26 protein-coding genes are annotated in these 24,168 nt (G+C 37.6%); 16 read left to right on the top strand and 10 right to left on the bottom strand.

Translation table 11 applies throughout. The features are described from left to right. Nucleotides 1–4 precede the first annotated feature (4 nt). The 4 genes from K6I41_RS10230 to K6I41_RS10215 all read left to right on the top strand — a co-directional run bounded on the left by K6I41_RS10230 (nt 5) and on the right by K6I41_RS10215 (nt 4,606). A complete protein-coding gene (locus K6I41_RS10230; protein WP_250374236.1) occupies nt 5–943 on the top strand; it encodes an ABC transporter permease in 939 nt (312 codons plus the stop codon). A gap of 7 nt (nt 944–950) precedes the next feature. Then, nucleotides 951–2,093 carry an ABC transporter permease gene (locus K6I41_RS10225; RefSeq protein ID WP_107880070.1) on the top strand — a complete coding sequence of 381 codons (1,143 nt, stop codon included), beginning with the start codon at nt 951–953 and terminating at the stop codon, nt 2,091–2,093. Nucleotides 2,094–2,105: 12 nt separating this feature from the next. Beyond that, nucleotides 2,106–3,839, top strand: a complete 1,734-nt coding sequence (locus tag K6I41_RS10220; protein ID WP_250374235.1) for an ABC transporter ATP-binding protein — start codon at nt 2,106–2,108, stop codon at nt 3,837–3,839. Between the two features lie 107 nt (nt 3,840–3,946). Next, entirely contained in the window at nt 3,947–4,606 is a 660-nt protein-coding gene (locus K6I41_RS10215) for an SOS response-associated peptidase family protein (RefSeq protein WP_250375777.1), read from the top strand. A 58-nt stretch (nt 4,607–4,664) separates the two neighbouring features. On the opposite strand, the gene K6I41_RS10210 is transcribed toward K6I41_RS10215, so the two are convergent. Then, on the bottom strand, nt 4,665–5,033 hold the full coding sequence (locus tag K6I41_RS10210) for a hypothetical protein (protein WP_004792677.1): 369 nt from the start codon (nt 5,031–5,033) through the stop codon (nt 4,665–4,667). Between the two features lie 296 nt (nt 5,034–5,329). Here K6I41_RS10210 and K6I41_RS10205 point away from each other — a divergent pair, with 296 nt between their 5' ends. Both K6I41_RS10205 and K6I41_RS10200 read left to right on the top strand, forming a co-directional pair. Further along, nucleotides 5,330–6,187 (top strand): 3'(2'),5'-bisphosphate nucleotidase CysQ family protein, encoded by an 858-nt coding sequence (locus tag K6I41_RS10205; protein WP_250374234.1) that lies wholly within the window; start codon nt 5,330–5,332, stop codon nt 6,185–6,187. Between the two features lie 57 nt (nt 6,188–6,244). Then, complete coding sequence (locus tag K6I41_RS10200; protein ID WP_192833436.1) at nt 6,245–6,979, top strand: histidine phosphatase family protein; 735 nt, start codon at nt 6,245–6,247, stop codon at nt 6,977–6,979. Between the two features lie 57 nt (nt 6,980–7,036). Here K6I41_RS10200 and rpsT read toward each other — a convergent pair whose 3' ends face one another. Then, nucleotides 7,037–7,303: a 30S ribosomal protein S20 gene (gene rpsT / locus K6I41_RS10195; protein ID WP_004792670.1), complete on the bottom strand. Its 267-nt coding sequence runs from the start codon at nt 7,301–7,303 to the stop codon at nt 7,037–7,039. A gap of 212 nt (nt 7,304–7,515) precedes the next feature. Between rpsT and K6I41_RS10190 the strand changes: the two genes are divergently transcribed. From K6I41_RS10190 to K6I41_RS10155, 8 genes are all read left to right on the top strand, one after another. Continuing rightward, the gene (locus K6I41_RS10190) at nt 7,516–8,181 is read left to right on the top strand and encodes an NAD(P)H-binding protein (protein ID WP_250374233.1); all 666 of its coding nucleotides are present in this window, start codon (nt 7,516–7,518) and stop codon (nt 8,179–8,181) included. Nucleotides 8,182–8,193: 12 nt separating this feature from the next. After that, nucleotides 8,194–8,700: a ribonuclease E activity regulator RraA gene (rraA, locus tag K6I41_RS10185; protein ID WP_250374232.1), complete on the top strand. Its 507-nt coding sequence runs from the start codon at nt 8,194–8,196 to the stop codon at nt 8,698–8,700. Nucleotides 8,701–8,721: 21 nt separating this feature from the next. After that, nucleotides 8,722–9,504, top strand: coding sequence for a glutathione S-transferase N-terminal domain-containing protein (locus K6I41_RS10180; protein ID WP_250374231.1), 783 nt, complete (start codon nt 8,722–8,724; stop codon nt 9,502–9,504). Nucleotides 9,505–9,646: 142 nt separating this feature from the next. Continuing rightward, on the top strand, nt 9,647–10,579 hold the full coding sequence (locus K6I41_RS10175) for a Dyp-type peroxidase (protein WP_250374230.1): 933 nt from the start codon (nt 9,647–9,649) through the stop codon (nt 10,577–10,579). A gap of 82 nt (nt 10,580–10,661) precedes the next feature. Then, entirely contained in the window at nt 10,662–11,018 is a 357-nt protein-coding gene (locus K6I41_RS10170; protein WP_174765313.1) for a hypothetical protein, read from the top strand. Nucleotides 11,019–11,152: 134 nt separating this feature from the next. Then, the gene (mfd, locus tag K6I41_RS10165) at nt 11,153–14,614 is read left to right on the top strand and encodes a transcription-repair coupling factor (protein ID WP_250374229.1); all 3,462 of its coding nucleotides are present in this window, start codon (nt 11,153–11,155) and stop codon (nt 14,612–14,614) included. Nucleotides 14,615–14,815: 201 nt separating this feature from the next. Next, on the top strand, nt 14,816–15,250 hold the full coding sequence (locus K6I41_RS10160) for an HIT domain-containing protein (RefSeq protein WP_004792657.1): 435 nt from the start codon (nt 14,816–14,818) through the stop codon (nt 15,248–15,250). 56 nt (nt 15,251–15,306) lie between these two features. Next, nucleotides 15,307–16,773, top strand: coding sequence for an adenylate/guanylate cyclase domain-containing protein (locus K6I41_RS10155; protein ID WP_023274248.1), 1,467 nt, complete (start codon nt 15,307–15,309; stop codon nt 16,771–16,773). A gap of 53 nt (nt 16,774–16,826) precedes the next feature. On the opposite strand, the gene fdx is transcribed toward K6I41_RS10155, so the two are convergent. The 8 genes from fdx to K6I41_RS10115 all read right to left on the bottom strand — a co-directional run bounded on the left by fdx (nt 16,827) and on the right by K6I41_RS10115 (nt 22,937). Then, on the bottom strand, nt 16,827–17,165 hold the full coding sequence (fdx, locus tag K6I41_RS10150) for an ISC system 2Fe-2S type ferredoxin (protein ID WP_004792653.1): 339 nt from the start codon (nt 17,163–17,165) through the stop codon (nt 16,827–16,829). Between the two features lie 17 nt (nt 17,166–17,182). Continuing rightward, nucleotides 17,183–19,042 (bottom strand): Fe-S protein assembly chaperone HscA, encoded by a 1,860-nt coding sequence (hscA, locus tag K6I41_RS10145; RefSeq protein ID WP_013198052.1) that lies wholly within the window; start codon nt 19,040–19,042, stop codon nt 17,183–17,185. Nucleotides 19,043–19,080: 38 nt separating this feature from the next. Continuing rightward, the gene (gene hscB / locus K6I41_RS10140) at nt 19,081–19,599 is read right to left on the bottom strand and encodes a Fe-S protein assembly co-chaperone HscB (protein WP_250374228.1); all 519 of its coding nucleotides are present in this window, start codon (nt 19,597–19,599) and stop codon (nt 19,081–19,083) included. An 83-nt stretch (nt 19,600–19,682) separates the two neighbouring features. After that, the gene (gene iscA / locus K6I41_RS10135; RefSeq protein ID WP_004792648.1) at nt 19,683–20,003 is read right to left on the bottom strand and encodes an iron-sulfur cluster assembly protein IscA; all 321 of its coding nucleotides are present in this window, start codon (nt 20,001–20,003) and stop codon (nt 19,683–19,685) included. Nucleotides 20,004–20,033: 30 nt separating this feature from the next. Then, nucleotides 20,034–20,420 (bottom strand): Fe-S cluster assembly scaffold IscU, encoded by a 387-nt coding sequence (gene iscU / locus K6I41_RS10130; protein ID WP_004792646.1) that lies wholly within the window; start codon nt 20,418–20,420, stop codon nt 20,034–20,036. 67 nt (nt 20,421–20,487) lie between these two features. Continuing rightward, nucleotides 20,488–21,705, bottom strand: coding sequence for an IscS subfamily cysteine desulfurase (locus tag K6I41_RS10125; protein ID WP_005304823.1), 1,218 nt, complete (start codon nt 21,703–21,705; stop codon nt 20,488–20,490). Between the two features lies 1 nt (nt 21,706). Then, nucleotides 21,707–22,180: an Rrf2 family transcriptional regulator gene (locus K6I41_RS10120; RefSeq protein WP_004792640.1), complete on the bottom strand. Its 474-nt coding sequence runs from the start codon at nt 22,178–22,180 to the stop codon at nt 21,707–21,709. Nucleotides 22,181–22,289: 109 nt separating this feature from the next. Further along, a complete protein-coding gene (locus K6I41_RS10115; RefSeq protein WP_192454250.1) occupies nt 22,290–22,937 on the bottom strand; it encodes a hypothetical protein in 648 nt (215 codons plus the stop codon). A 208-nt stretch (nt 22,938–23,145) separates the two neighbouring features. Between K6I41_RS10115 and K6I41_RS10110 the strand changes: the two genes are divergently transcribed. After that, entirely contained in the window at nt 23,146–23,601 is a 456-nt protein-coding gene (locus K6I41_RS10110) for a phasin family protein (protein WP_005304825.1), read from the top strand. Between the two features lie 168 nt (nt 23,602–23,769). Next, entirely contained in the window at nt 23,770–24,042 is a 273-nt protein-coding gene (hbs, locus tag K6I41_RS10105; RefSeq protein ID WP_001043034.1) for a non-specific DNA-binding protein Hbs, read from the top strand. Nucleotides 24,043–24,168: the final 126 nt, after the last annotated feature.

Genomic DNA, 24,168 nt, shown 5'->3' with positions numbered 1-24,168 from the left:
CACTATGGTGGCATATGTTATTCGGCGTTTATGGCAGATGATTCCAACGATGTTGGGGGTAGTCTTACTTATTTTTATTCTTTTTAACTGGGTTGGTGGCGATCCTGCTTATATTTTAGCGGGTAAGATGTCTAATCCTGAGCAGATAGAAAACATTCGTAAGCAGCTTGGTGTCGATCAGCCTTATTACGTTCAGCTCTGGATTTTTATTAAGCAGATTCTCACTTTTGACTATGGGGCGAGTTGGAGTACTGGCGAACCTGTTTCTCAAATTATTTTAACCCGATTAGGACCATCGCTCACGCTTTTAATTCCACTGACTATTTTACAGACGGTTATTTCAATTATTTTGGCATTGGCTGTTGCAGCTGTACGTGGTTCTCTAACCGACCGTATGGTCATGATGTTATGTACCATCGGCATGTCGATCAGCATCTTAGTTTACATTATCGTTTTTCAATATGTTCTGGCTTATCAGCTAAGTTGGTTTCCTGTACAAGGCTGGAGCGATAGCTTTACTGATAATTTATTTAAGTTTGCCTTACTACCGATTCTAATCATGCTGGTAGTGAGTATTGCACCGACTTTACGTTTATATCGTAGCTTTGTGCTTGATGAAATTAATCAGGACTATGTTCGAACAGCACGTGCTAAAGGTGTAGGTGAAAGCCGAATTTTAGGTGTACATGTACTGCGGAACGCTTCAATTCCTATTATTACCGATGTGATGTCAACTTTACCTGCATTGCTCATAGGCGCATTTTTAATTGAACGTTTTTTTGGTATTCCCGGGATTGGTCGAGAGGTGATTATTGCAGTTGAGCGGAGTGATTTTCCTGTAATTAAGGCAATTACAGTTTATATCGCAGCTGCAACCATGATTTTTAACCTGATTGCCGATTTGGTCTACAAAGTGGTTGATCCACGTGTACAGTTGAAGTAGGTGGGCTATGCTGAGCGTTTTATCAAAAAGAAAACAACAAACAAAAGCCGAAGCTCATTCATCTGGCCTGTGGAAACTTGCCATGCGTCGTCTTCGGGCCGACAAGATCGCAATGTCATCGCTAGTGATTGTATTGCTTTATTTTATTATCTTAGTTCTATCAATGACGGGGGTGATTGCATCTGACTGGAATAAAGAGGTTGCAGTAAGTTATGCACCACCTACATTTATAGGCGCAGATAAGACAACAGGTGCGGGGCAAAATGCAGCAGCGATTGAAGAAGAGTTACCGATAAATCCAGTTGATCCTTTAAAAGATGTAATTCATCAGCTCAAGGCTGAAATTAAACAAGAAAAGAGTGCGGGAAGTGCAATTGATTATTATGGTGTAGTTGACCCTTTAGCTGATGATATGAAGGCCATTGATCAGCAACTTGGTGGACATTTACTTGATCAGCAAAGTGAACTTAAAAGCACACTTATATTTGGAGCTGACAAATGGGGACAAGATGTCCTTAAAAAGACCATTAAAGGTGCCGAAACATCAATTATTGTTGGGGTGATATCCGCTTTACTTGCTGTAGGCATCGGTACACTTTTAGGTGCAATTTCTGGATATTTTGGTGGTTGGGTTGATGACATTCTCAACTGGTTTTATAACATTTTTACTTCAATCCCATATTTATTATTAGTGCTTGCTATTGCTGCCGTACTTCAACAAAAAGGCATTTTATCCATTGTTCTGATTTTAGGTTTAACGGGCTGGACGGGTGTTTATCGTTTAATTCGTGCCGAATATATGAAACATACCGCACGTGAATATGTTCTTGCCGCTAAAGCAATTGGCGTTGGACACTTCCGTCGTATGTTCATTCATATTTTCCCTAATGTCAGCCATATCGCTTTGGTCCAAATGTCAATTTTGGTGGTGTCTTTCATTAAATCTGAGGTCATCTTGAGTTTCTTAGGTTTTGGTGTGCCAGTAGGCGTAGTGTCTTGGGGTAGCATGTTAAATGAAGCACAAAGTGAACTTCTTTTAGGTAAGTGGTGGCAGCTTGTCGCAGCCTCTGTCGCGATGGCTGTTTTGGTAACGGCATTTTCAATGTTTACTGATGCACTCCGTGATGCATTAGATCCAAAACTAAAATAAGAGGAAATCCTAATGTCAGAACTTGAAAATAAGAATGCGCCGTTGCTTCATGTTAAAAATTTACGAGTAAGTTTTAAAGGTGAAGATAAACAATATATTGAAACTGTGAAAGGAATTAGCTTTGACATTCCAGAAAACACCACGGTTACTTTAGTAGGTGAGTCGGGTAGCGGAAAATCGGTTACTTCCTTGGCAACTATGGGATTACTGCCGGTAGGTCAGAGTAAAATTGATGAGCAAAGTAAAATTATATTTGAAGGTAAAGATTTACTGAGCTTATCTCGTACAGAGATGCGTAAAATTTGTGGCAAAGATATTGCGATGATTTTTCAGGAGCCGATGTCATCATTAAATCCTGTTTTTACGGTTGGTAATCAAATTGCAGAAGTGTTGTGTTTGCATATGGGATTGAGCCGTAAACAGGCCCGACAACGCGTTTTAGAGTTGCTTAAAGAAGTAGGTATTCCTTCACCTGAAACTAAAATTGATGCCTATCCAAACCAACTTTCGGGTGGTCAACAACAACGTGTCATGATTGCTATGGCGATTGCGTGTGAGCCTAAACTGCTCATTGCCGATGAGCCGACTACGGCACTTGATGTCACGATCCAAAAACAGATTATTGATTTACTTGAGTCATTGCGTAAGCGCCGTCAAATGTCGATGCTTTTTATTACTCACGATTTAGCATTGGTCGGTGAAATTGCAGATAAAGTCATTGTGATGCGTCATGGCGAGATTAGAGAGCAAGGCGTTGCTGAAGAGGTTCTTGAGCAGCCTAAAGATGTATATACGAGAGCTTTGCTCTATTGCCGCCCGCAAATGTCACAACGACCTTATCGTTTACCAGTGACCAGCGATTTTATGCGTCAAGAAGACAACATATTGGTCGAACAAAGTTTTGATGCTTCAGAAATTCCCGAGCGCAAACGTGGCTTAAAGGGTGATGAGCAAATCATTTTAGAAGTAAAAGATCTGAAAAAAAGCTTTTATAGCCGTAAAGGTCTATTTGGCAAAGAAGAGTTTCAGGCAGTTAAAGGAGTTTCTTTTAAACTCGCTAAAGGAAAAACCTTAGGTTTAGTCGGTGAGTCAGGTTCAGGTAAAACGACTGTTGGACTATTACTCATGCGCTTACATCAAGCATCTGGTGGGCAGGCTTTCATCGAAGGTAAAGATATTCTTTCATTAACTGAAAAAGAGTTTGCAAAATATCAGCGAAAGATACAGATCATTTTTCAAAACCCGTATGCTTCTCTTAATCCACGTTTTACCATTGGGCAGATATTATTAGAGCCTATGCAAATTCATGGTATTGGTAAAGATGATGCTGAGCGCAAACAAATTGCACTTGGTTTACTTGATAGAGTGAATTTACCTGAACAAGCTTATTATCGATATCCGCATGAGTTTTCAGGTGGGCAACGTCAACGTATTGCGATTGCACGCTGTTTAACGCTAAAGCCTGAAATTTTGATTTGTGATGAATCAGTTTCTGCGCTCGATGTTTCAGTCCAAGCGCAAGTACTTAACTTATTACAAGACTTACAAGATGAGTTTGGGCTCAGTTACATCTTTATTTCACATGACTTATCGGTTGTGAAATATATCTCTGATCAGGTGATGGTCATGAACCATGGAGAAGTTGTGGAAATTGCCAATTCAGATGAGCTCTATGCACATCCTCAACATGATTACACTAAACGTCTATTGCAGGCGATTCCTCAAGGGATTCAACACATTTCATAAGCGTAAAGTTATGTCGTTAAGGGCACTTTCGAGTGCCTTTTTATTTGGTTTATGTGGTAAATGCTTATAAAATAACAGAAGTAAATATAGAGTATTTTATTCTTGCTATGTGTGCCAACTTTAAACCTTTAACTCTTGCTCAATTACAGCAACTTCAGTTGCCTGTGGTTGGCTTTAGCTATGCCGAAGAGATTTATCCTGCAGGAACAATGCCACTATTATTCAAATCACCACAAGGTCTTGAATGGCGTGAAGTCATGTTTGGCTTGGTTCCAAAGTGGGCTGAAGATACCAACATAGCGAAACATACCTACAATGCCCGTCATGAAACGATTTTCCAAAAACCAAGTTTTCAAGAGGCAGCTCTTAAATGTAAGTTTGGTGTAATCCCAGTGACCGAGTTTTATGAAAGTAAATATATAAATGATAAGCCGGAACGATGGGGTGTACGCCGTAACGATGGGCAAGCTTTTTTCATTGCAGCGATTTATGAAATTTGCAAAATTAATGAGACGGTTATTCGTTCTGCAAGCATGTTAACTATGGATGCCATCGACCATCCCATGATGAAAGACTTTCACGAACCAGGCGATGTCAAAAGATCAGTGATTGTGATTCCACATGACCGACTAGAAGAGTGGTTAAGTTTAGAATCACCTGATATTTCCAGCTTTATCGAAGGCTTTCCGGTTGAAGAATTTGAATGCTCTCATGTGCCAAAAGAAAAAGTGATAAAACCGACACCACAGTTAAGCATGTTTGACTAATCTATCTAAAATAAGATGAGGTTATTGATATCAACTCTGAATCAATAACCTATACTGTTTATTCAATATTCTTACTTAATGTTTGTACTTCAGAATCTTGAGCTAGATAACTCAATTCAATGGGTGAAATAACAAAAGTTGTATTATCTGAGGTCTGTTTAAATACAAAACCATATTCAAAAGACTGGCTACTTTTGTTTGGTAACCAGAATAGATAAGGACATCCTGTATAACTACCATCCCAACCCATTTCTCTTGCTAAAGCTAAAGCTGTATCTGATTTTGCAATAATTTCTTTAAGAGATTCTTTATCTCTTGTTGAAACATCACCATCATCATCTGCAAATGTTTGTAAGAACTCATTTAAGGGAGTAAGTTCTTCCCAGTTACGTTCTATTGTCGAGAAATGATATCCATATAGCATCATGTGCCCTTTCTTCCATCTTGTTATTGTGAGATTGAACATAACAAGAAATACATGAAAAGGAAATGGATGAATCTGATTTAAGTTGTTTATTTTTCATAACTTATAGATTATTTTTTGTACATAATAATAGTTTTTCTAACATCATCATTATTCATATTAACTATATAGTGTGCATACAAAGTCTCGTTCATCTAATCATTAAGATAAATTACTTTTTTAGTAAATCAAACTGTTGGCGAATATTGAATTGTTCATAATTCACCTATAATAGAAATGAAACTATGTAGAGCATATTTATGTTTATAACAACTACACGCCCACAAGATACGTTGATTAATCAGCTTCTTCCAGTTTTGGAACAAGCGAGCCAAATTCTATTACAAGAATATCAAAATTATTCTGCGGGTTATGAGTTTACTATTCATGAAAAACAAGACGACTCACCTGTAACTCAAGCAGATTTAAAAGTGAATCTTTTCTTATTAAAGCACTTGGCAGAGATTACCCCAGACTTGCCTGTTTTGTCTGAAGAAAGTGATTATAGTGCTCGCCATGACTGGTCTACCTGTTGGATGTTAGATCCTCTTGACGGAACTAAAGAATTTATTCATGAGCGTGATGAATTCACGATTAACCTAAGCTTGATTAAAGGTAAAGAGACAATCTTTTCAGTTATTGCTGTGCCATGTGAACAAGTCGTGTATTTAGGATATCTGCAAGATTTACCTTTTAAATATAGTTTTAGTCAAAAGCAGTGGTATCAATATCAGATAACTTCGCCTTCGCTAGATGCCCCTATACAAATAGGACTTAGTCATGGCAGTAAAAATCCTAAATATCAGAAATTTATTCAACCTATTGAAGAAAAACGTAACATTATTCGAAGAGAAGCAGGAAGTGCCTATAAATTTTGCATGATGCTGGAAGGTGAAATAGATATTTACCCGCGATTCCATCCAACTTCTGAATGGGACACAAGTTCTGGTCAAGGGTTGTTGGAAAGTATAGGTGGTGGTTTACTTACTCTTGATGGAAAACCTTTTAAATATAACCAGAGACACACGGTTTTAAATAAGGGCTTTATCGCATTTCGTGATCAGGAAAGCAAAAAAATAGCATTTGAAGCATTAGCCCAATCAGGTGTTATAGATTGAGAGTTATGCCAGACATGTTATAGTGGCAAAGTATTGAAAAAAGATGACAAGATAACAATGGCACTCGATTTATTGCCTAAAAGTATGTTTGAAGCAATTGATTTATTGCCCGATGCTTCAACTCCCGTGACCTTATTTACGCGCCATTCTCTAAGAGAACTTGTGGACGGGCAGGGTTTAGCAGGATATGACCTCCAACTTACTCCTCAAGGGCGTGAGCTTGCGCAGGCATGGGGTAATTATTTAATTAAAAATACAGATCGTGTTATCCAGCATTGTATTTCAAGTCCAATACAACGTTGTGTCGATACGGCTGCGCTCATGATTGAAGGGGCTGATGATGTAAGTCCCGAATCTAATACGCATACCATTGAAATTATTGAGCAGGGACTACTGGTTGAACCCGGTAGCTTTGTACTAGATATACAGCAAGCTGCTCCTTATTTTAAAAAACAAGGCGCTTTGGGTTTTATTAATAGTTTTGTTAATAATGCATTACCTGGTATGAAACATCCCATTACTGGGGTTTTAGATGTGTTGGAACTTATTTATCAGACTCATCCTAAAACAAAAAGTGGGCTGAGTTTAGCTGTTAGTCATGACACAATTATTGCTGCCATAGTTGCCGTAATTTCAGGCAACAATCAAATACAAAAAGCAGATTGGCCAGAAATGATGGAAGGCCTGTTTGTGTGGTTTGAAGGGGATGAATTTCCAAATTGTAAATTGAAATGGATTTGGCGAGGTAAGGCCTATGAGCTAAATGTAGCCAAATTTAACACAGGGCTATAAGCTCAAAAACGATAAGTAATAAAAAAAGCCCAATAGGGCTTTTTTTACATGCTTCAATTAGTTAGCTAACGCTTTAACTTGAGCATTTAAACGGCTCTTATGACGAGCAGCTTTATTTTTGTGGATGATGCCTTTATCAGCCATACGGTCGATTACAGGAACAGCTTTTTTGTAAGCTTCTGTAGCAACAGCATGATCACCACCAGCAATTGCACTTAAAGTACGTTTGATGTATGTACGAACCATAGAACGCAAGCTTGCGTTGTGTTTACGTGCAGTAACGTTTTGACGCGCACGTTTTTTAGCTTGAGCAGAGTTTGCCACTCTTGCACTCCTTGAAAATAAGTTGGTCTGGGCGGGCTGTGGTCAATCCAGTAAACTGGTGCAACCATCACCAGCCCGTAAACAAGTGCCATATTGTGATGAATAGACACCGCGAAGTCAAGCCTTGAGAGCATTTTAAGCGGTTTTAGGGGCTGCTAAAACCGTAAGAAAAGGTTAAATTTGATACAAACTTAAAGAGGGTTGGATAAAAAATGACTATAAATACGAAAAAAGCAATTGTGATAGGTGCTACAGGACTTGTGGGTTTAGCTCTTGTTGAACAGCTTGAGCAAACACCAGAATTTGAAGCGATTACTGTTGTGGTAAGAAAAGAATCACAACTACTTAATACATATAAAAAAGTTAATCAGCTGGTTATAGAAGATTTCTTAATGTTGAATGATGAAGATGTGAGCGGTCATACTCATGCATTTAGCTGTTTGGGAACAACATTAAAAAATGCAGGCTCAAAAGAGGCCTTTTACGCTGTGGATTATGAAATCAATGCTCATTTGGCAGATTTAGTACAAGATAAACATATTCATTTATTGTTAGTGAGTGCACTTGGTGCAAATGCCAATTCACCGATTTTTTATAATAAAGTGAAAGGACAACTAGAAGATTATATTGAAAGTCTACAACTCGAGAAATTATCTATCTTTAGACCATCTTTACTTATTGGTAAACGTAGTGACGTACGGTTTATTGAAGATTTAGGGCAAAGTTTATTTAAATTTATTGAGAATAAATTACAAAAACCATTCAAATATAAACCTGTAACTGCGGAGCAATTGGCTCATACGATGGTCGTAGCGGCGCTAACGCAAATTGAAGCCTTTAAACGATATGATAATCTGAGCATACAGAAAACTCGATAAGGGAGAATAAAAGTGTCGACAGTGCCATTTGTAACATGTGATTTATTAGATGATAACCCTGAAAAAGATTTACAGGTTGTAATTCCTTCAATGGATGGAAAGTTCTTTCAAAGCTATGGTGCACGTAAAACTTTTGGGGGGCAGGTTGTAACAGTAAAGTGCTTTGAAGATAACTCACGTGTAAAAGAGTTATTGGCAACAGATGGTACAGATAAAGTATTAGTGGTAGATGGCGGTGCATCTATGCGCTGTGCACTCATGGGTGATTTGATTGCTGAGTCAGCAGTTAAAAATAACTGGAATGGTGTCGTGATTTACGGTTGTGTACGAGATGTAGATGCGCTTGCAACTTTGGATTTAGGCGTACATGCATTGGCTGCAATTCCGCAAAAAAGTAATCGTAAGGGCATTGGTGAAGTAGATATTAATTTGTATTTTGGTGGTGTCACAATTCAATCAGGTGATTTTATCTATGCTGATAATAATGGAATTGTGATTGCAAAAAAAAAATTAGTCTAATTCTCTAATATAAAGGAACGCATGATGGTGATTCATCAAATTAAAGTACTTCAAGCAGTTGTATCTGCAATTGCTGAAGGTGGTAGGGGCGTAACAGGCACTGCTTTTCCTCAGCAACCTGTAAAAGCTTTGAAACTATATGAATTTGAAGGTTCACCATTTTGCCGCCGCGTTCGTGAAGTGATTACACTTTTGAATCTGGATGTCGAAATTTATCCATGTCCTAAAGGCGGAACAAAGTATCGTTCAGTTGTAAAAGAAAAAGGCGGGAAATTAAAATTTCCTTTTTTAATTGATGAAAATACTGGTGATCAGCTATACGAATCACAAGATATTATTCATCATTTATTTAAACACTACGGTAAGACTGGAAAGACACCTCAGAAATTTTCGAGTTACCCGAACATGCCGTATGTAGCATTTGCAGGGACCATATTAAATGGTGCTCGTGGAGTTTGGATAAATAAGAAAATTGTTGATAGAGCTGCGCCTGAGCAAAAACTTGAGTTATGGAGTTTTGAGGCAAGTCCTTATTCAAGAGTCGTAAGAGGTTTACTCTGTGAACTTGAGCTTCCATATATTTTGCATAATGTGGCAAAAGAAAGATGGCAAGATATGGGACCTGCCATACTTCGTTTAAAGCCAGGTAAATATATACCTTTAAAAGATGGTAAAAGAGAAAAAATATTGCCTGTTATGCAAGGTAAAATGCAGGTGCCGTATTTGGCAGATCCGAATACAGGAGTGAAGATGTTTGAGTCTGCTCAAATCGTAAAATATTTAAAGAAGCAGTATGGGCGTTAATTAATATCTATTTTAGTAAGAGTTTAAGGCGCTTTACTTAAACTCTTACCAATCTCAGATTTCATTACAAGATGTATGAAAAGAAAATGAGTATGCTAAATTAATAAGGTTAAATACCTAAAAGGCATATTTTATGGAATGTATGAGAATTCAGCCTGTAACGAGCGCTCCTGGTGAAAATGCATTATTTATTGTATTAGGACTGGCTCAAGGTGATTCTGTAATAGAAAAAGTAAAAGATTTTGCTGCTAATTTTTCAGCACTAACCAGAAGTCTATCTAACCGTTATCCAGAAAGTAAATTTAATGCTACGTTGGGTTTTAGTTCAAATGCATGGGATATTTTATTCCCAGAGCAAGCGAAGCCTCAAGAGTTACAACCATTTCAAGAAATTAGAGGCCCGAAATATACAGCTGTCTCAACTCCAGGTGATTTATTTTTTCATATTCGTGCCGATCGTCAGGCTTTATGTTACGAGCTGGGCAATATAATTAATCAACAGCTTGGTAAAGTAACGTATCCAATTGATGAAGTTCATGGTTTTCGTTATTTTGACGGACGTGCAATTATTGGCTTTGTTGATGGGACTGAAAACCCGGAACCCGTTATTGCAGCGCAGTGGGCGTTAGTGGGTAATGAAGATCCTGATTTTATCGGGGGAAGCTATGCTTTTATTCAAAAATATACACATGATATGGAGAAATGGCGTTCATTAACCGATGAAGAGCAAGAGAAAGTGATTGGACGCAAAAAGTTCAATGATGTTGAACTTGGTGATGATGAAAAGCCTTTAACTGCTCATAATGTTGTAAGTAAAGCTCATGATGCAGAAGGCAATGAACTTAAAATTATGCGAGCTAATATGCCTTTTTCAAATCCGTCTAGAAATGAATATGGCACATTCTTTATTGGGTACTCGCGTAAATTTAGTACAACCCGACAAATGCTTGAAAACATGTTTTTAGGCAATGAGGATGGTAATCTTGATAGGTTGCTTGACTTTAGTACTGCTCAGACAGGTACCTTATTTTTTGTACCGACTATCGATTTTCTTGATGATTTAGGCGATGAATAGTCATTAAATTAGAAGGCTTAAGTCATGGAAGTAATTAGATTGCTTCCATGACTTAAATTTAAAATTAATATGATGTGATGAAATGTTTAAGAAGATAACTCAGCTTTTTCAAGGTTCCAAAGAAACGCCAGAACAACTTTACTTGCAAGAGAATCAATTAAAATTTGATTCTGAACAAGGACCTATCATTAACGATGTAGTAATCAATGAGAAATGGTCAGAACATCTTGAGTATTTCTCAAACCGTAAATTACAAAATTTTGATAATCTTCAGAAGTTATTCCTCATTACTCCACAAATTAATGAAAAAATTGATCTGGAAATCGCAACCCAGCGTTATGTAGAAAGATTAGGAAATACACAAGAAAAGCTACTTCAGCTTAAAGCGATTATACAAATATTAAATCAATATTACGTTTTGTTTTTGCGTGATAAATAATCATAGTTGATTGATTAAAAAATATAAAAAGTAGGGCTAACTAGTAGTTTGATTTTCAAAAAAATAACTCAATTCACTAAAAACATCATGCTACTATTAGGCCTATATCTTCTTAGCTGATAAAAGCCATATACATGTTTCAACAAGAAATCTCTCAATTGAATTTACAACAGCTCAAGGCCGGTGAAAAGCGTTGGGTGGGGTCGTTATTAGGTTCATCTGCTGCATTACTATTTAAGGAAATTGCTATTCAGCATTCGTCTTTACTTGTTGTGGTTGCCAGAAATAACCAGCATGTAGCTCAATTAGAAAGTGAACTTGAATTTTATGGCATAAAACCAACAATTTTCCCTGATTGGGAAATCTTACCGTATGATCGTTTGTCACCTCATCAGGATATTGTTTCAGAACGCCTCGCAATTTTATCTAATATGCCTCAGAAGGGGGTATTGCTCCTTTCAGCAAGCACTTTAGCCCAAAGAGTTGCACCATATTCATGGGTTTTAGGTGAGCATTTTGATATTCGTGTAGGTCAAAAATTTGATTTAGAGCAACAGAAATTACGTTTGGTACAAGCTGGTTATCATTTGGTAGATACTGTTTATGATCATGGTGAGTTTGCTGTGCGTGGCAGTATTATGGATATTTTTGCCTCAGGACAAGAAGCACCTATCCGTATTGATCTGTTTGATGATGAAATTGATACATTAAAATTCTTTGATCCAGAAACACAAAGAACGACTACAGCTTTAAAAAGTTTTACAGTTTTACCCGCAAAAGAATTCCCATTAAAAGAAGCTCGCTCAATTTTTAGAGATCGATATTCTGAACTTTTTCCTACTGCTAATCCTAAGAAAAACCCGATTTATCAAGATGTCTTAGAGGGAATTGCTTCACCAGGAATTGAGTTTTATTTACCATTATTTTTTGATAAAGCACAAATGCAATCGCAAAGTACACTTACAACGTACTTACCAAAGAATTGCATTGTAATTACAACAAGTGATGTAGATAATGATTTAACTAATTTTTGGAAAGAAGTTTTCCGTCGTTACGAAGACAGACGTCATAATGTAGATCAGCCAATTCTTCCTCCTGAAGAACTATTTATTGCTCCAAACCATTTGCTGAGTGCTTTAAACCAGTTTCCTCGTATGCTTGTAAGTGCCGAATTGGTTGAAGAAAAAGCTGGAGCATTAAATCTTAAGGCTGAGCAGCCGCCAAAATTAGCAGTCGATCCTAAAAAGGAAAAACCGTTTACCGTCGTCAAAAAATATATTGATGAAGCCAATCATCCCGTTTTATTGGTTGCAGAAAGTGCAGGCCGACGTGAAAGCCTAAGAGATGGTTTACGTGCTAGTCTGGGAGATATCCCTAGTGTAGACAGTTTTGAACAATTTCAAACGAGTCAGTTTGCGATTGCGATTACAAATGCACCGCTCGACCGTGGCTTACTTTTAACAGACCAATTAACTGTTATTTCAGAAAATCAGTTATATGAACATCGGGTAGTTCAGCGTCGTCGTAAACGTCAGCAAGAAGTTTCTGAAGAGTTCTTAATTCGCAGTTTGACTGAACTCAGTATTGATGCTCCAGTTGTTCATATTGATCATGGTGTGGGACGTTATGCAGGATTAGTTACTTTAGCAATTGAAGGGCAAGATTATGAATTCTTGCAACTCAATTATGCTGAAGGGGCAAAAGTTTATGTTCCTGTGACTAATTTGCATCTGATCAGTCGCTATAGTGGTGGCGATCCCGATCTAGCGCCACTTCATAAAATTGGAAGTGATGCGTGGAGTAAAGCTAAACGTAAAGCTTTAGAACAAATTCATGATGTTGCAGCCGAATTATTACATATACAAGCACGTCGTCAGTCAAAACCTGGTTTTGGTTTCGAACTCGATCAATCACTTTATATGCAATTTGCCAGTGGATTTGCCTACGAAGAAACACTCGATCAGGCGAATGCTATTGAAGCGACGCTTCACGATATGCAACAAGCCAGACCTATGGATCGACTTGTTTGTGGTGATGTAGGTTTCGGTAAAACAGAAGTGGCAATGCGAGCCGCGTTTGTTGCTGTGCAAAATGGCAAGCAAGTTGCTGTTTTAGTGCCTACGACTTTACTTGCACAACAACATTATGAGTCTTTTAAAGATCGTTTTGCTGATTGGCCTGTGCGTATAGAAGTGCTATCACGCTTTGGCTCAAGTAAAACCCATACAAAAAATATTGAAGATCTAATTGCTGGTAAAGTTGATATTGTGGTGGGAACACATAAACTTTTACAAGAAAATGTGCAATTTAAAGATCTGGGCCTAATGGTAGTCGATGAAGAACATCGATTCGGTGTGCGTGATAAAGAGCGTATCAAAGCTTTACGAGCAGATGTGGACATGTTGACGCTTACCGCAACGCCTATTCCACGAACTTTAAATATGGCTTTTTCTGGAATGCGTGATCTATCTATCATTGCTACACCGCCAGCCCGTCGTTTAGCTGTTAAAACCTTTGTGCAAGAGCATACAGAAGCCTCTGTGAAAGAGGCGATTTTGCGTGAGTTACTACGTGGTGGCCAAGTATATTTCTTACACAATGAAGTCGATACGATTGAACGGGCTGCTGAAAACATCCGTGTTCTTGTACCTGAAGCTCGTGTGGCAGTTGCTCATGGGCAAATGAGAGAAAGAGAGCTCGAACAAGTGATGCAGCAGTTCTATCACAAAGAATTTAACGTATTGGTATGTTCAACCATTATTGAAACCGGAATTGATGTTCCAAATGCCAATACAATTTTGATAGAACGGGCTGACAAACTCGGTTTGGCTCAATTACATCAATTACGTGGACGTGTAGGGCGCTCACATCATCAAGCCTATGCTTATTTGTTAGTTCCTTCTATAAAACACTTAAAAGGCGATGCAGAAAAACGTTTGGATGCAATTCAGAGAGCTTCCACTCTCGGTGCTGGCTTTATGTTAGCTACAGAGGATTTAGAAATTCGTGGTGCTGGTGAACTTTTAGGTGAACAACAAAGCGGTTCAATGCAGGCAATCGGATATAGTTTGTATATGGAGATGCTGGAAAAAGCCACTAAAGCAATTCAGCAAGGTAAAACACCGAATTTTGATGCACCTTTATCGCTGACTGCGGAAATTAATTTACATATTCCGGCATTGATTCCAGATGAGTATTTAGGAGATGTGCATCAGCGTTTATTGTTCTATAAACGTATTAGTAATACAGATACACAAGAAAAACTCGATAATATCCGTATGGAACTTATTGATCGTTTTGGGGTTCCGCCGCAATCGGTTAAACATTTGTTTACTGTCCATCAGATTCGCTTGAAAGCAGAGCAACTGGGTATCACAAAAATCGATATTAATACTCAAGGTGGTAATATTGAATTCTCACCTGATACACCTGTTCAAGCGATTAGTATCATTCAGCTGATGCAAAAGCATCCGACCTATTATCGTATGGAGGGCGGACAGCGTTTAAAAGTTATGGTTCAGTTAGAAGAACAGGAAAAGCGCATCCAATTTATTAATGATTTATTAGCTAAATTATTAAATGAATTACATGCTTAAATAGTGTTTCAAAGTGATTTTAATCTCATACAAATTTTTTAAAAGCTGATATCAGAATTTTATGCACGATTTCTCGGATCAGAGGAGGAATAAGTGCATAAAATCATTGTTATTTGTAATCAAACCAGCCACTAGCAATACTCACATCAAAACTGATGTGATAGTATTAGCCATTATTGTTTATTGTCATTTATAAAAGATATGTTTAGTTTGCATCCACAACTTGCTCAAGATACTTTTTTTGTCGGCGATTTTCCGCTTTCAACATGTCGTTTAATGAATGATATGCAATTCCCGTGGTTGATTTTAATCCCTCGTGTACCGGGAATCACAGAATTATATGAATTGAGCCAAGCTGATCAAGAACAGTTTTTACGTGAATCAAGTTGGTTATCTAGCCAGCTAGCTCGAGTATTCCGTGCTGATAAAATGAATGTTGCAGCTTTAGGTAACATGGTACCTCAGTTGCATTTCCATCATGTTGTACGTTATCAAAATGATGTTGCATGGCCTAAGCCAGTTTGGGGAACACCTGCAGTTCCATATACAAATGATGTACTGGCTCATATGCGTCAAACCCTTATGCTTGCTTTACGTGGTCAAGGTGATATGCCTTTTGATTGGCGCATGGATTAAATCAATGAAATGCCACATTTATACGAATGTGGCTACATTGAGGTATGGAGGACAGGGTGCAATTAGAGAGGTTTATCGATAGAGAGCCTAAGCAGTTTGCATATTTTCATCGTTTGATGGGATATTCAATTCTGTCCTTAATTTTAGTGATCTATGCTTTTACCTCACCTAATACAAATTATCAGATCTACGTTCCTCCTTTTTTTCTCTTTTTACTTTTTATTAGTTCGAAGTTAGAACATTGGCTTCAATACCAATTCGATAAGAAAACTCAAAAAAGTGTCTTTTTTGCAATTGATGCAATTGTTGTAGCGGTTACCTTGGCAGGGTTGCATCTTAATTTAGTCCCTACATTTATTGCGGTATTTGCATTATTTTATTCTGCAATTAATAGTCGTATTTCTTTCGCAGTTATTTGTTTGACGAGCCTGCTAGGCGCGATTATTTTTTATTTAAGTACTTTTTTCCTATTCGGTTTTTATACATATTTTGAACCTACTAGCCAAGAGTTAACTGTAATTACACTCTTGGGTTTGGTCATGTTTATTACCATTGGAAATTACTACCAACATCGTTGGGTTAAAAAAATCAGTCAGCAGCGTCAACATTACTATGACCAAATGACCCGCTATATTGCTTTTGCTAATCAGTTAAGCCGATATGCACCACTACAGTTGTGGCAATCTATCATGCGCGGTGAGGCAGAAGCAAAAATTGAATATAAACGAAAAAAAATGACTGTATTTTTTTCTGATATTCAGGGTTTTACAGAATTATCAGAAACTTTAATTCCTGACGATTTGGCATTTTTGCTTAATGACTATTTAAGCCATATGACGGAAATTGCCAAGCAGTATGAAGCTACGGTCGACAAATTTATGGGGGATGCCATCCTCATATTTTTTGGTGATCCGAATTCTCAGGGTGTAGAGCAAGATGCAAAAGCCTGTGTAGAAATGGCAATCGCTATGCGTCAGCAAATGAAATTGCTGCGTGAGCGTTGGAAAAAAATGGGCTACTCAGCCTTACATATTCGCATGGGAATTAGTACTGGTTACTGCCACGTAGGGAACTATGGGGCAACACATCGTATGGCTTATACTATTGTAGGTCGTGATGTGAATTTGGCAGCTCGTTTACAATACGCTGCTGAAATAGATGAAATTTTAATTTCAGATGATACTTATCAATTAATTAAAAGTGATTTTCTTTGTGCTCCAAAAACACCAATTTACTTAAAAGGTATTCAAGGTGCTGTGAAGACATGGCAAGTAATGGAGAAATATACAGGGAATAAGTCAGATCATCAGCAATGGTTCGACTATGAATATAAAGGCTTCCATTTAGTCCTTAATTTAGAAGAAGTACAAAACTATGAGTACCCTGAATTAGTAGAAGTACTTGAGAAAATGATTCAACGACTTAAAGTTCAACAAACTTTAATTAATACTCAAGGTATTGCACGTTTAAGACTTGAAGATGAAGTTAAGCCTATTGAAATTGATCAGCAAGATCAGGTGTAAAGCTTAAAACGTGAAGTAAAAAAAAGCTGCCTTTAAAAGCAGCTTTTTTTATTTTAATGGCTTTCGGAAGCGTGATTGATTGTATATTTAGGAATCTCAATTTCTAAATCTTCATCAACAATCTTCACTTGGCAAGAGAGACGAGAATCTGGTTCAAGACCCCAAGCGCGATCTAAAAGATCTGCTTCAACATCATCCATTTCTTCTAGGCTGTCAAAACCCTTGCGAACGACTACGTGACAAGTTGTACATGCACACGACATGTCACAAGCGTGTTCAATTTTAATTCCTCGATCAAGCAAACTTTGACAAAGATTTGCATTTTGTTCAACTTCAAATTCTGCACCTTCAGGACAGAACTGAGCATGAGGAAGTACTTTAATACGGGGCATATTGATCACCTATACCTTTAGTTTGAATTTGACCAATCTTCAAGTTTTGTACCTTTTAAGGCGTGGTCAATATGTCGATTCATACGTAGTGCGGCAAAAGCATCACTATGTACTTTAAGTTGTTCTACAGCTTTTTCAATTGCTTGAATATCATTGCCTTCAAGCTGAACTTTTAGCAAATTTTCAGCAGTTTTAAGTGCTTCAAGCTGCTCATCATTAAGCAAATCAGCATCAACTTTGAGAGCTTGTTCTAATGCTTCAAGTTCACGTTGGGCTTCAACTTTGGTTTCTTTTAAATGGCGTAGATTTTTATCTTCTTCCGCGTGTTGGAAACCTTCAATTAATAAGCGCTCAGTGTCAGATTCTGATAAACCATAAGATGGTTTAATATCAATTTGAGCCTGTACACCAGAAGTTGTTTCACGAGCTGAAACAGTAAGTAGACCATCTGCATCTACCTGAAAGGTAACTTCAATACGTGCTTGACCAGCAGTCATTGGTGGAATGCCGTGAAGGACAAATTTTCCTAATGAACGACAATGTTCTACCAAATCTCGTTCACCTTGAACCACATGAATAAGCATGGCGGTTTGGCCATCTTGATAAGTTGTGAATTCTTGACGACGAGCAACAGGAATAGCAGTATTACGTGAAATAAGGCGCTCTACTAATCCACCCATGGTTTCTAGACCAAGTGAGAGAGGAGTTACGTCTAAAAGTAATGAACCGTCTTGACTGTTTCCAATTAATTGGTTGGCAGTAATCGAAGCACCAATTGCAACCACTTCATCAGGGTTGATCGTGCAAAGAGGTTCTTGATTAAATACATTACGAACCGCTTGTTGAACAGCATACGAACGCGTAGAGCCACCAACTAAAACAACATTTTGAATATCTGATAATTCAAGTTTTGCATCACGTAAAACACGCTTACAAACACTGATTGTTTTATCTAAAGCAACTTGAATAATACTTTCAAAAGTTGGACGGTCCAGTGTTAATACATTTTCAAGTAATTTTAACTGAACTGATTCTTGAGTAGATAATTGTTCTTTAGCTTGACGAGCAGCAACCATAAATACTGCATATGCTTCATCGCTCAAAGTATCAATATCTAACTGCTTTTTAGCCCATTTAACAATGAGACGGTCTAAATCGTCACCACCTAGAGCAGTGTGGCCACCGGTAGCTAATACTTCAAAGACACCTTGTGAAAAACGCAAGATTGATACGTCAAAAGTACCACCACCTAAATCATAAATTACATAGTTATGATCTGTAGCTAAATTAGTTTCTTGGTCTAAACCATAAGCCACAGCAGCAGCGGTTGGCTCATTTAATAAACGTAATACATTCAAACCGGCAAGTTGTGCTGCATCACGAGTTGCTTGGCGCTGAGCTTCATCAAAATAGGCAGGAACAGTAATAACTGCACCATTTACTGGATTTTGTAGGCTAGTTTCAGCACGATCTTTTAATTGTTTTAAAATTTCTGCAGAAATTTCAACAGGGGTTTTACGACCAGCACGTGTTTCAAAAGCTGGCATCTCATTTTCAGAACCCATTAATTCATATGGATGCTGAAATTTGATATCTGCTTTTGAACGACCCATAAAGCGTTTTACAGAAACAATTGTATTTTTCGGGTCGGCAATAAGGAAAGGCTTTGCTTCTTCACCATAGTGAGTTGCATCATTTCCATAGTGCACAATAGAAGGAAGGAGTCTTCTTTCTTTTTCATCATTGAGTACTTTAGGCTTGCCTGATAACACTGTCGCAACTAAGGAATGTGTTGTTCCTAGGTCGATACCAATCGCAATGCGGTGTTGGTGTGGGGCACTGGATTGACCCGGTTCAGCAATTTGCAAAAGTGCCATGAGTTAAATCCCTTGAATATAAATTGGAAAAAGCAAAATTAAAAATCGTCGTCTAAATCAAAGTTGTTTTCGTCATCCAACATTTGATCTTCTGCTTTATCAATATCATTAAGAACGCGCTGAAAGAACCGTAATTTACGTACAGTATCGCGAGCTTCACCCCAGTCTTCATCTGAGTAATCAATTTTAAATTCGCGAACTAAACTTTCTATCCATTGAAACACTTCTTGTTTAAGAGTGCTTAGATGTTCTGGGGAGGTTGCTTCATCCAGTTGCTCACGAAGTTCCAAAGCTGATTGTAAGAACTCAAAATCGCTAATAGATTGATCAAGGTGATGATCTTGCTTTTTTAATGCTAAAAGATAAGCTGCGCGGCTATCTACTTGCGATAATGTTTTAAAAGCTTGATTGATTTCACTTGATTTGATCAATGCCTGATTTTTATCTTCTGCTTTATCTGGATGATATTGCTGCTGCAAATTCAAGAAACTAGATTTTAAGCTCGCCAAATCGATATCGAGTTCTACGGGTAAATTGAACAACTCAAAATGATTCATTAGAAAGGAGGTCCACGTTAATTAAATACATTAAAACAGTGCTATAAAAGACACTGTTTTAATGAGAGATGGAAGGAGATGGGTTATACAGTGAAAGACTCACCACAACCACATTCACCTTTTTTATTGGGGTTGTTAAATTCGAACCCTTCATTAAGGCCATTTTTGACGTAGTCCATTTCTAAGCCTTCTAAATAGACATGACTTTTTGGATCTACAAATACCTTAACGCCAAATTGTTCGAAAACTTCGTCATGTTCATCGACAGAATCAACAAATTCAAGAACGTAAGCCAACCCAGAACAGCCAGAAGTTTTCACACCCACGCGAATGCCTTCACCCTTACCTCGGTTTTTGAGGTAATTGCTAATATGAGTAGCAGCATTTTCAGTTAAATGAATCATGAAAACTCCAACGTTTACAGTAATAACAAATTAAGCTTTTGATTTTTTAGTGCGGTAATCTTCAATCGCAGCTTTAATCGCATCTTCAGCTAGTACAGAGCAGTGAACTTTTACTGGTGGAAGAGCAAGCTCAGTTGCGATATCAATATTCTTGATTGCTTGAGCTTCATCAAGAGTTTTACCTTTTAACCACTCAGTTACAAGTGAGCTAGAAGCAATTGCTGAACCACAGCCATAAGTTTTAAAGCGTGCTTCTTCAATCACACCGCTATCGTTTACTTGAATTTGTAAACGCATCACGTCGCCACATGCTGGTGCACCCACCATGCCTGTACCTACATTTTCAGAGTTTTTGTCTAAAACACCAACATTACGAGGGTTTTCGTAATGATCAATTACCTTTTCGCTATAAGCCATTTCGCTTCTCCAAACCTCGGGGTCAGCCTAATATTAATATGAGGGTAAAAACACTAATTTCAATGAATTAGTGTTCAGCCCATTCAACTGTAGAAAGATCGATACCTTCTTTGTACATATCCCAAAGCGGAGAAAGTTCACGTAATTTCTCAACAGCGGCTTTGGTAATTGTAAGCACATGGTCAATATCTTCTTCAGTTGTGTATTTACCAAAACTGAAGCGGATCGAGCTGTGTGCTAGCTCATCAGATAAACCTAATGCGCGAAGAACGTATGAAGGCTCTAAAGTTGCAGAAGTACAAGCAGAACCACTTGATACTGCAGCATCTTTGAGCGACATCATTAAAGATTCACCTTCAACAAAGTTAAAGCTGACATTTAAATAGTTAGCAACGTTTTGAGTTGGATGGCCATTTAAGAAAACTTGTTCAAGATCTTGTAAACCATTCCAAAGCTTGTCGCGAAGCTTGCGAATACGCTCTTGTTCTGCTTGCATTCTTTTGCCAGCAATTTCAAAAGCTTCACCCATACCTACAATTTGATGAGTCGCTAAAGTACCAGAACGCATACCACGCTCATGGCCACCGCCATGAATTTGTGCTTTTAAACGAACACGTGGACTACGACGTACATATAATGCACCGATACCTTTTGGACCATAAATTTTATGAGCTGAGAAACTCATTAGGTCAATTTTCATAGTAGATAGGTCAATTTCAACTTTACCAGCAGCTTGAGCAGCATCTACATGAAAGAAGGTTTTATTGGCACGTGTTAATTCACCAATTGCTGCTACATCTGTAACTGTACCGATTTCGTTGTTTACCATCATAAGAGAAACAAGAACAGTATCAGGACGGAGGGCAGCTTTTACCATTTCAGGGGTAATTAAACCAGTTTGTGGTTCTGGTTCTAAATAAGTAATTTCAAAACCTTGATCTTCTAATTCACGACAAGGATCTAGAACAGCTTTGTGTTCAATTTTACTTGTAATGATATGCTTGCCTTTAGATGCATAAAATTGCGCTACACCTTTTAGAGCAAGGTTATCTGATTCAGTTGCACCAGAAGTCCAAACGATTTCACGTGGATCAGCTTTAATTAAATTTGCAACTTGCTCACGTGCATATTCAACTTTCTCTTCTGCCTGCCAGCCATAAGCGTGGGAACGAGATGCAGCATTACCAAAGGTACCGTCGAAAGTTAAACACTCCATCATACGTTCTGCAACTTGCGGATCTACTGGAGTGGTTGCTGCGTAATCAAGATAAATTGGACGTTTCATATCAAATACCTGTACCCGATAAAAGAGCTGAATCTATGCCAGTCACATTTTGGCGTAATGCAACAGTTTGAACGTTGTCTCGGCTAATGAGGTCGGCAAGAGAGATTTTTGCTAAATAGTCGGCAATATGATGAGAGAGTTCTTGCCATAAATCGTGTGTGAGACACATTGCACCATTTTGGCAGTTACCTTTATGGTCGCAACGAGTTGCATCAACAGTTTCATTTACAGCTTCAATAATTTCTAACACAGTAATTTCATCAGCATTTCGAGCCAAATGATAACCACCATTTGCACCACGAACACTAGAAACTAACCCATGACGCTTAAGTTTTGCGAATAACTGTTCTAAATAAGCAACTGAAATGGATTGGCGAGCTGCAATTTCGGCGAGCGTGATCGTTTGTTCAGTTGGCTGCAAAGCTAAATCAAGTAGAGCAGTCACTGCGTAGCGACCGCGAGTTGTAAGGCGCATGATTCGATACACATGTTAAGACTAGATAATAGGATTTTATGAATCCCGACTAAAATAGTCAAGTTTTTTTATTTTTAATTCAAGTGCAGGAACAAAATGGAAAAATAATTTAAGCAACCCACAAATTATATATGAAATAAACAATAAATATCAGGCTAATTATACCAAAGGAGAAGTTAATATTCCGTTGACGCTGCTGTAAGCGAGTAATTCGATTTTGATATTGTTTAATTTCTACATGAAGTGAATTGATTTCTGATCGTTGTTGATCAATTTTTTCAAGCAATGGGGCAATTCTTTTGCGTGAAGAAAGAGCTTCAGCTTCATCATCAGGTGTATTAAACCATTGCTTCCAGTCTGCTAAAAGTTTAGGCAGAGTAAGGTGTGAAATTAAGTCTAATAACTCTTTTTTAGTTTCTTCATCCCCATCAATACGCATATTTTTAAGACTGCGCTGGTTTGAAAAAGCGAAAATCTTAATTAAGTCGATAAGAGTACTATTGATTTCAAGATCAATACGTCGGTCAAAAGAATGGATATCGAATAACAAACCCTTTTCTGTAAATTGAACATAAAAGTCAAAAAAAGGTAGATAGCTATTGATACGAATAGTCGTTTTGTTTGAAATAAACTTTTTCGCTTGCAAGCGAAGAACACCATCGTGGGTGAGAATAAATGAAAAGAAAGTTTCTAAAATAATTAGAACGATATTCAGCAACAGACGGGGATGTTTTTGTCTTTGTTGCGTTTCACTCATAAAAGTTTATCCTTACAAATAGCAGTTAACCGAAGAATGGGACATCCTATCCCAAACTTAACACAATGTCGTGTTAAATATATTTACATGACTTAATTGCTTTGTAGAACAGTTTTGTAAATGGATCAAGTCTTTACTTTGATATTATAGAAATATTTTGTGGTCAAATCAGTCATCATCTCTCTCATCTGATTAGGAGTTTAGATTAATGGATAATGCAAATATAGATACGCAGGCAGAAGAGTCGGAAGAAAAAAATAAATTAAAATCAAGAAGTTCAAGAAAATCAGCTCTGGATTTTAGAAAGTATACCAAGCAAATTTGGCTAGCTGGACTAGGAGCTTTTTCTCGCGCAGAAGAAGAGGGCAACAAACTCTTTGATTCCTTAGTCAAAGTTGGTGAAGAACTAGAGTCAAAAACTGGAGACTTAGCAGATAACACTGTAGGCAAAGTCACAGAAAAAGCAAAAGAATCTGTATCTGAAACAAAAGATAAAGTAGAGAAAATTCTTGATACCAGTGTGAACCACTCTTTAAACCGGATTGGATTGGTTACTCCGAAGGATTTACAGCACATTGAACAGCTCTTAGTACAGCTTCATATTAAGGTGGATGCTTTAATAGAAGAAAACCAGCAATTGAAAGAAAAATTGAATAAAAAGTAAAAAATGTTGGGATTTAGCAAATATATAACAGTTTTTTAGCATTTATTTTCGCTAAAAGCCCTGCTCTAGTATTGCGTTTTCCCCCAAAGCATTGCTATAAAGGCGTCATGGCCTTTTAAACTATAGCCTTGGACCTTAAACAAACGATATTAAGAGGATGTTTTATTCATGAATAAATCAGAATTAATCGATGCAATTGCTGAAAAAGGGGGAGTATCTAAGACTGATGCAGGCAAGGCACTCGATGCGACAATTGCGTCAATTACTGAAGCACTTAAAAAAGGTGACACAGTAACTTTAGTTGGTTTTGGTACTTTCAGTGTTAAAGAACGTGCTGCACGCACTGGTCGTAACCCTAAAACTGGTGAAGAGCTTCAAATTAAAGCAACAAAAGTACCTAGCTTCAAAGCTGGTAAAGGTCTTAAAGATTCAGTAGCTTAATCTTTTAAGATGATTAAACGCGCCAATATAGGCGCGTTTTTTATTAAAAATCTGAATTGACCAATATTGCTCATTCATTGATTGTGGTTTTTCAGTTAAAATTCTCCTCGAAATAAAATATTGGAA

The organism is Acinetobacter sp. AS23 (assembly GCF_023612055.1).
In the GTDB taxonomy this organism is placed as follows: Bacteria; Pseudomonadota; Gammaproteobacteria; order Pseudomonadales; family Moraxellaceae; genus Acinetobacter; species Acinetobacter oleivorans.
This window is presented reverse-complemented; position numbering and strand designations above follow the sequence as displayed.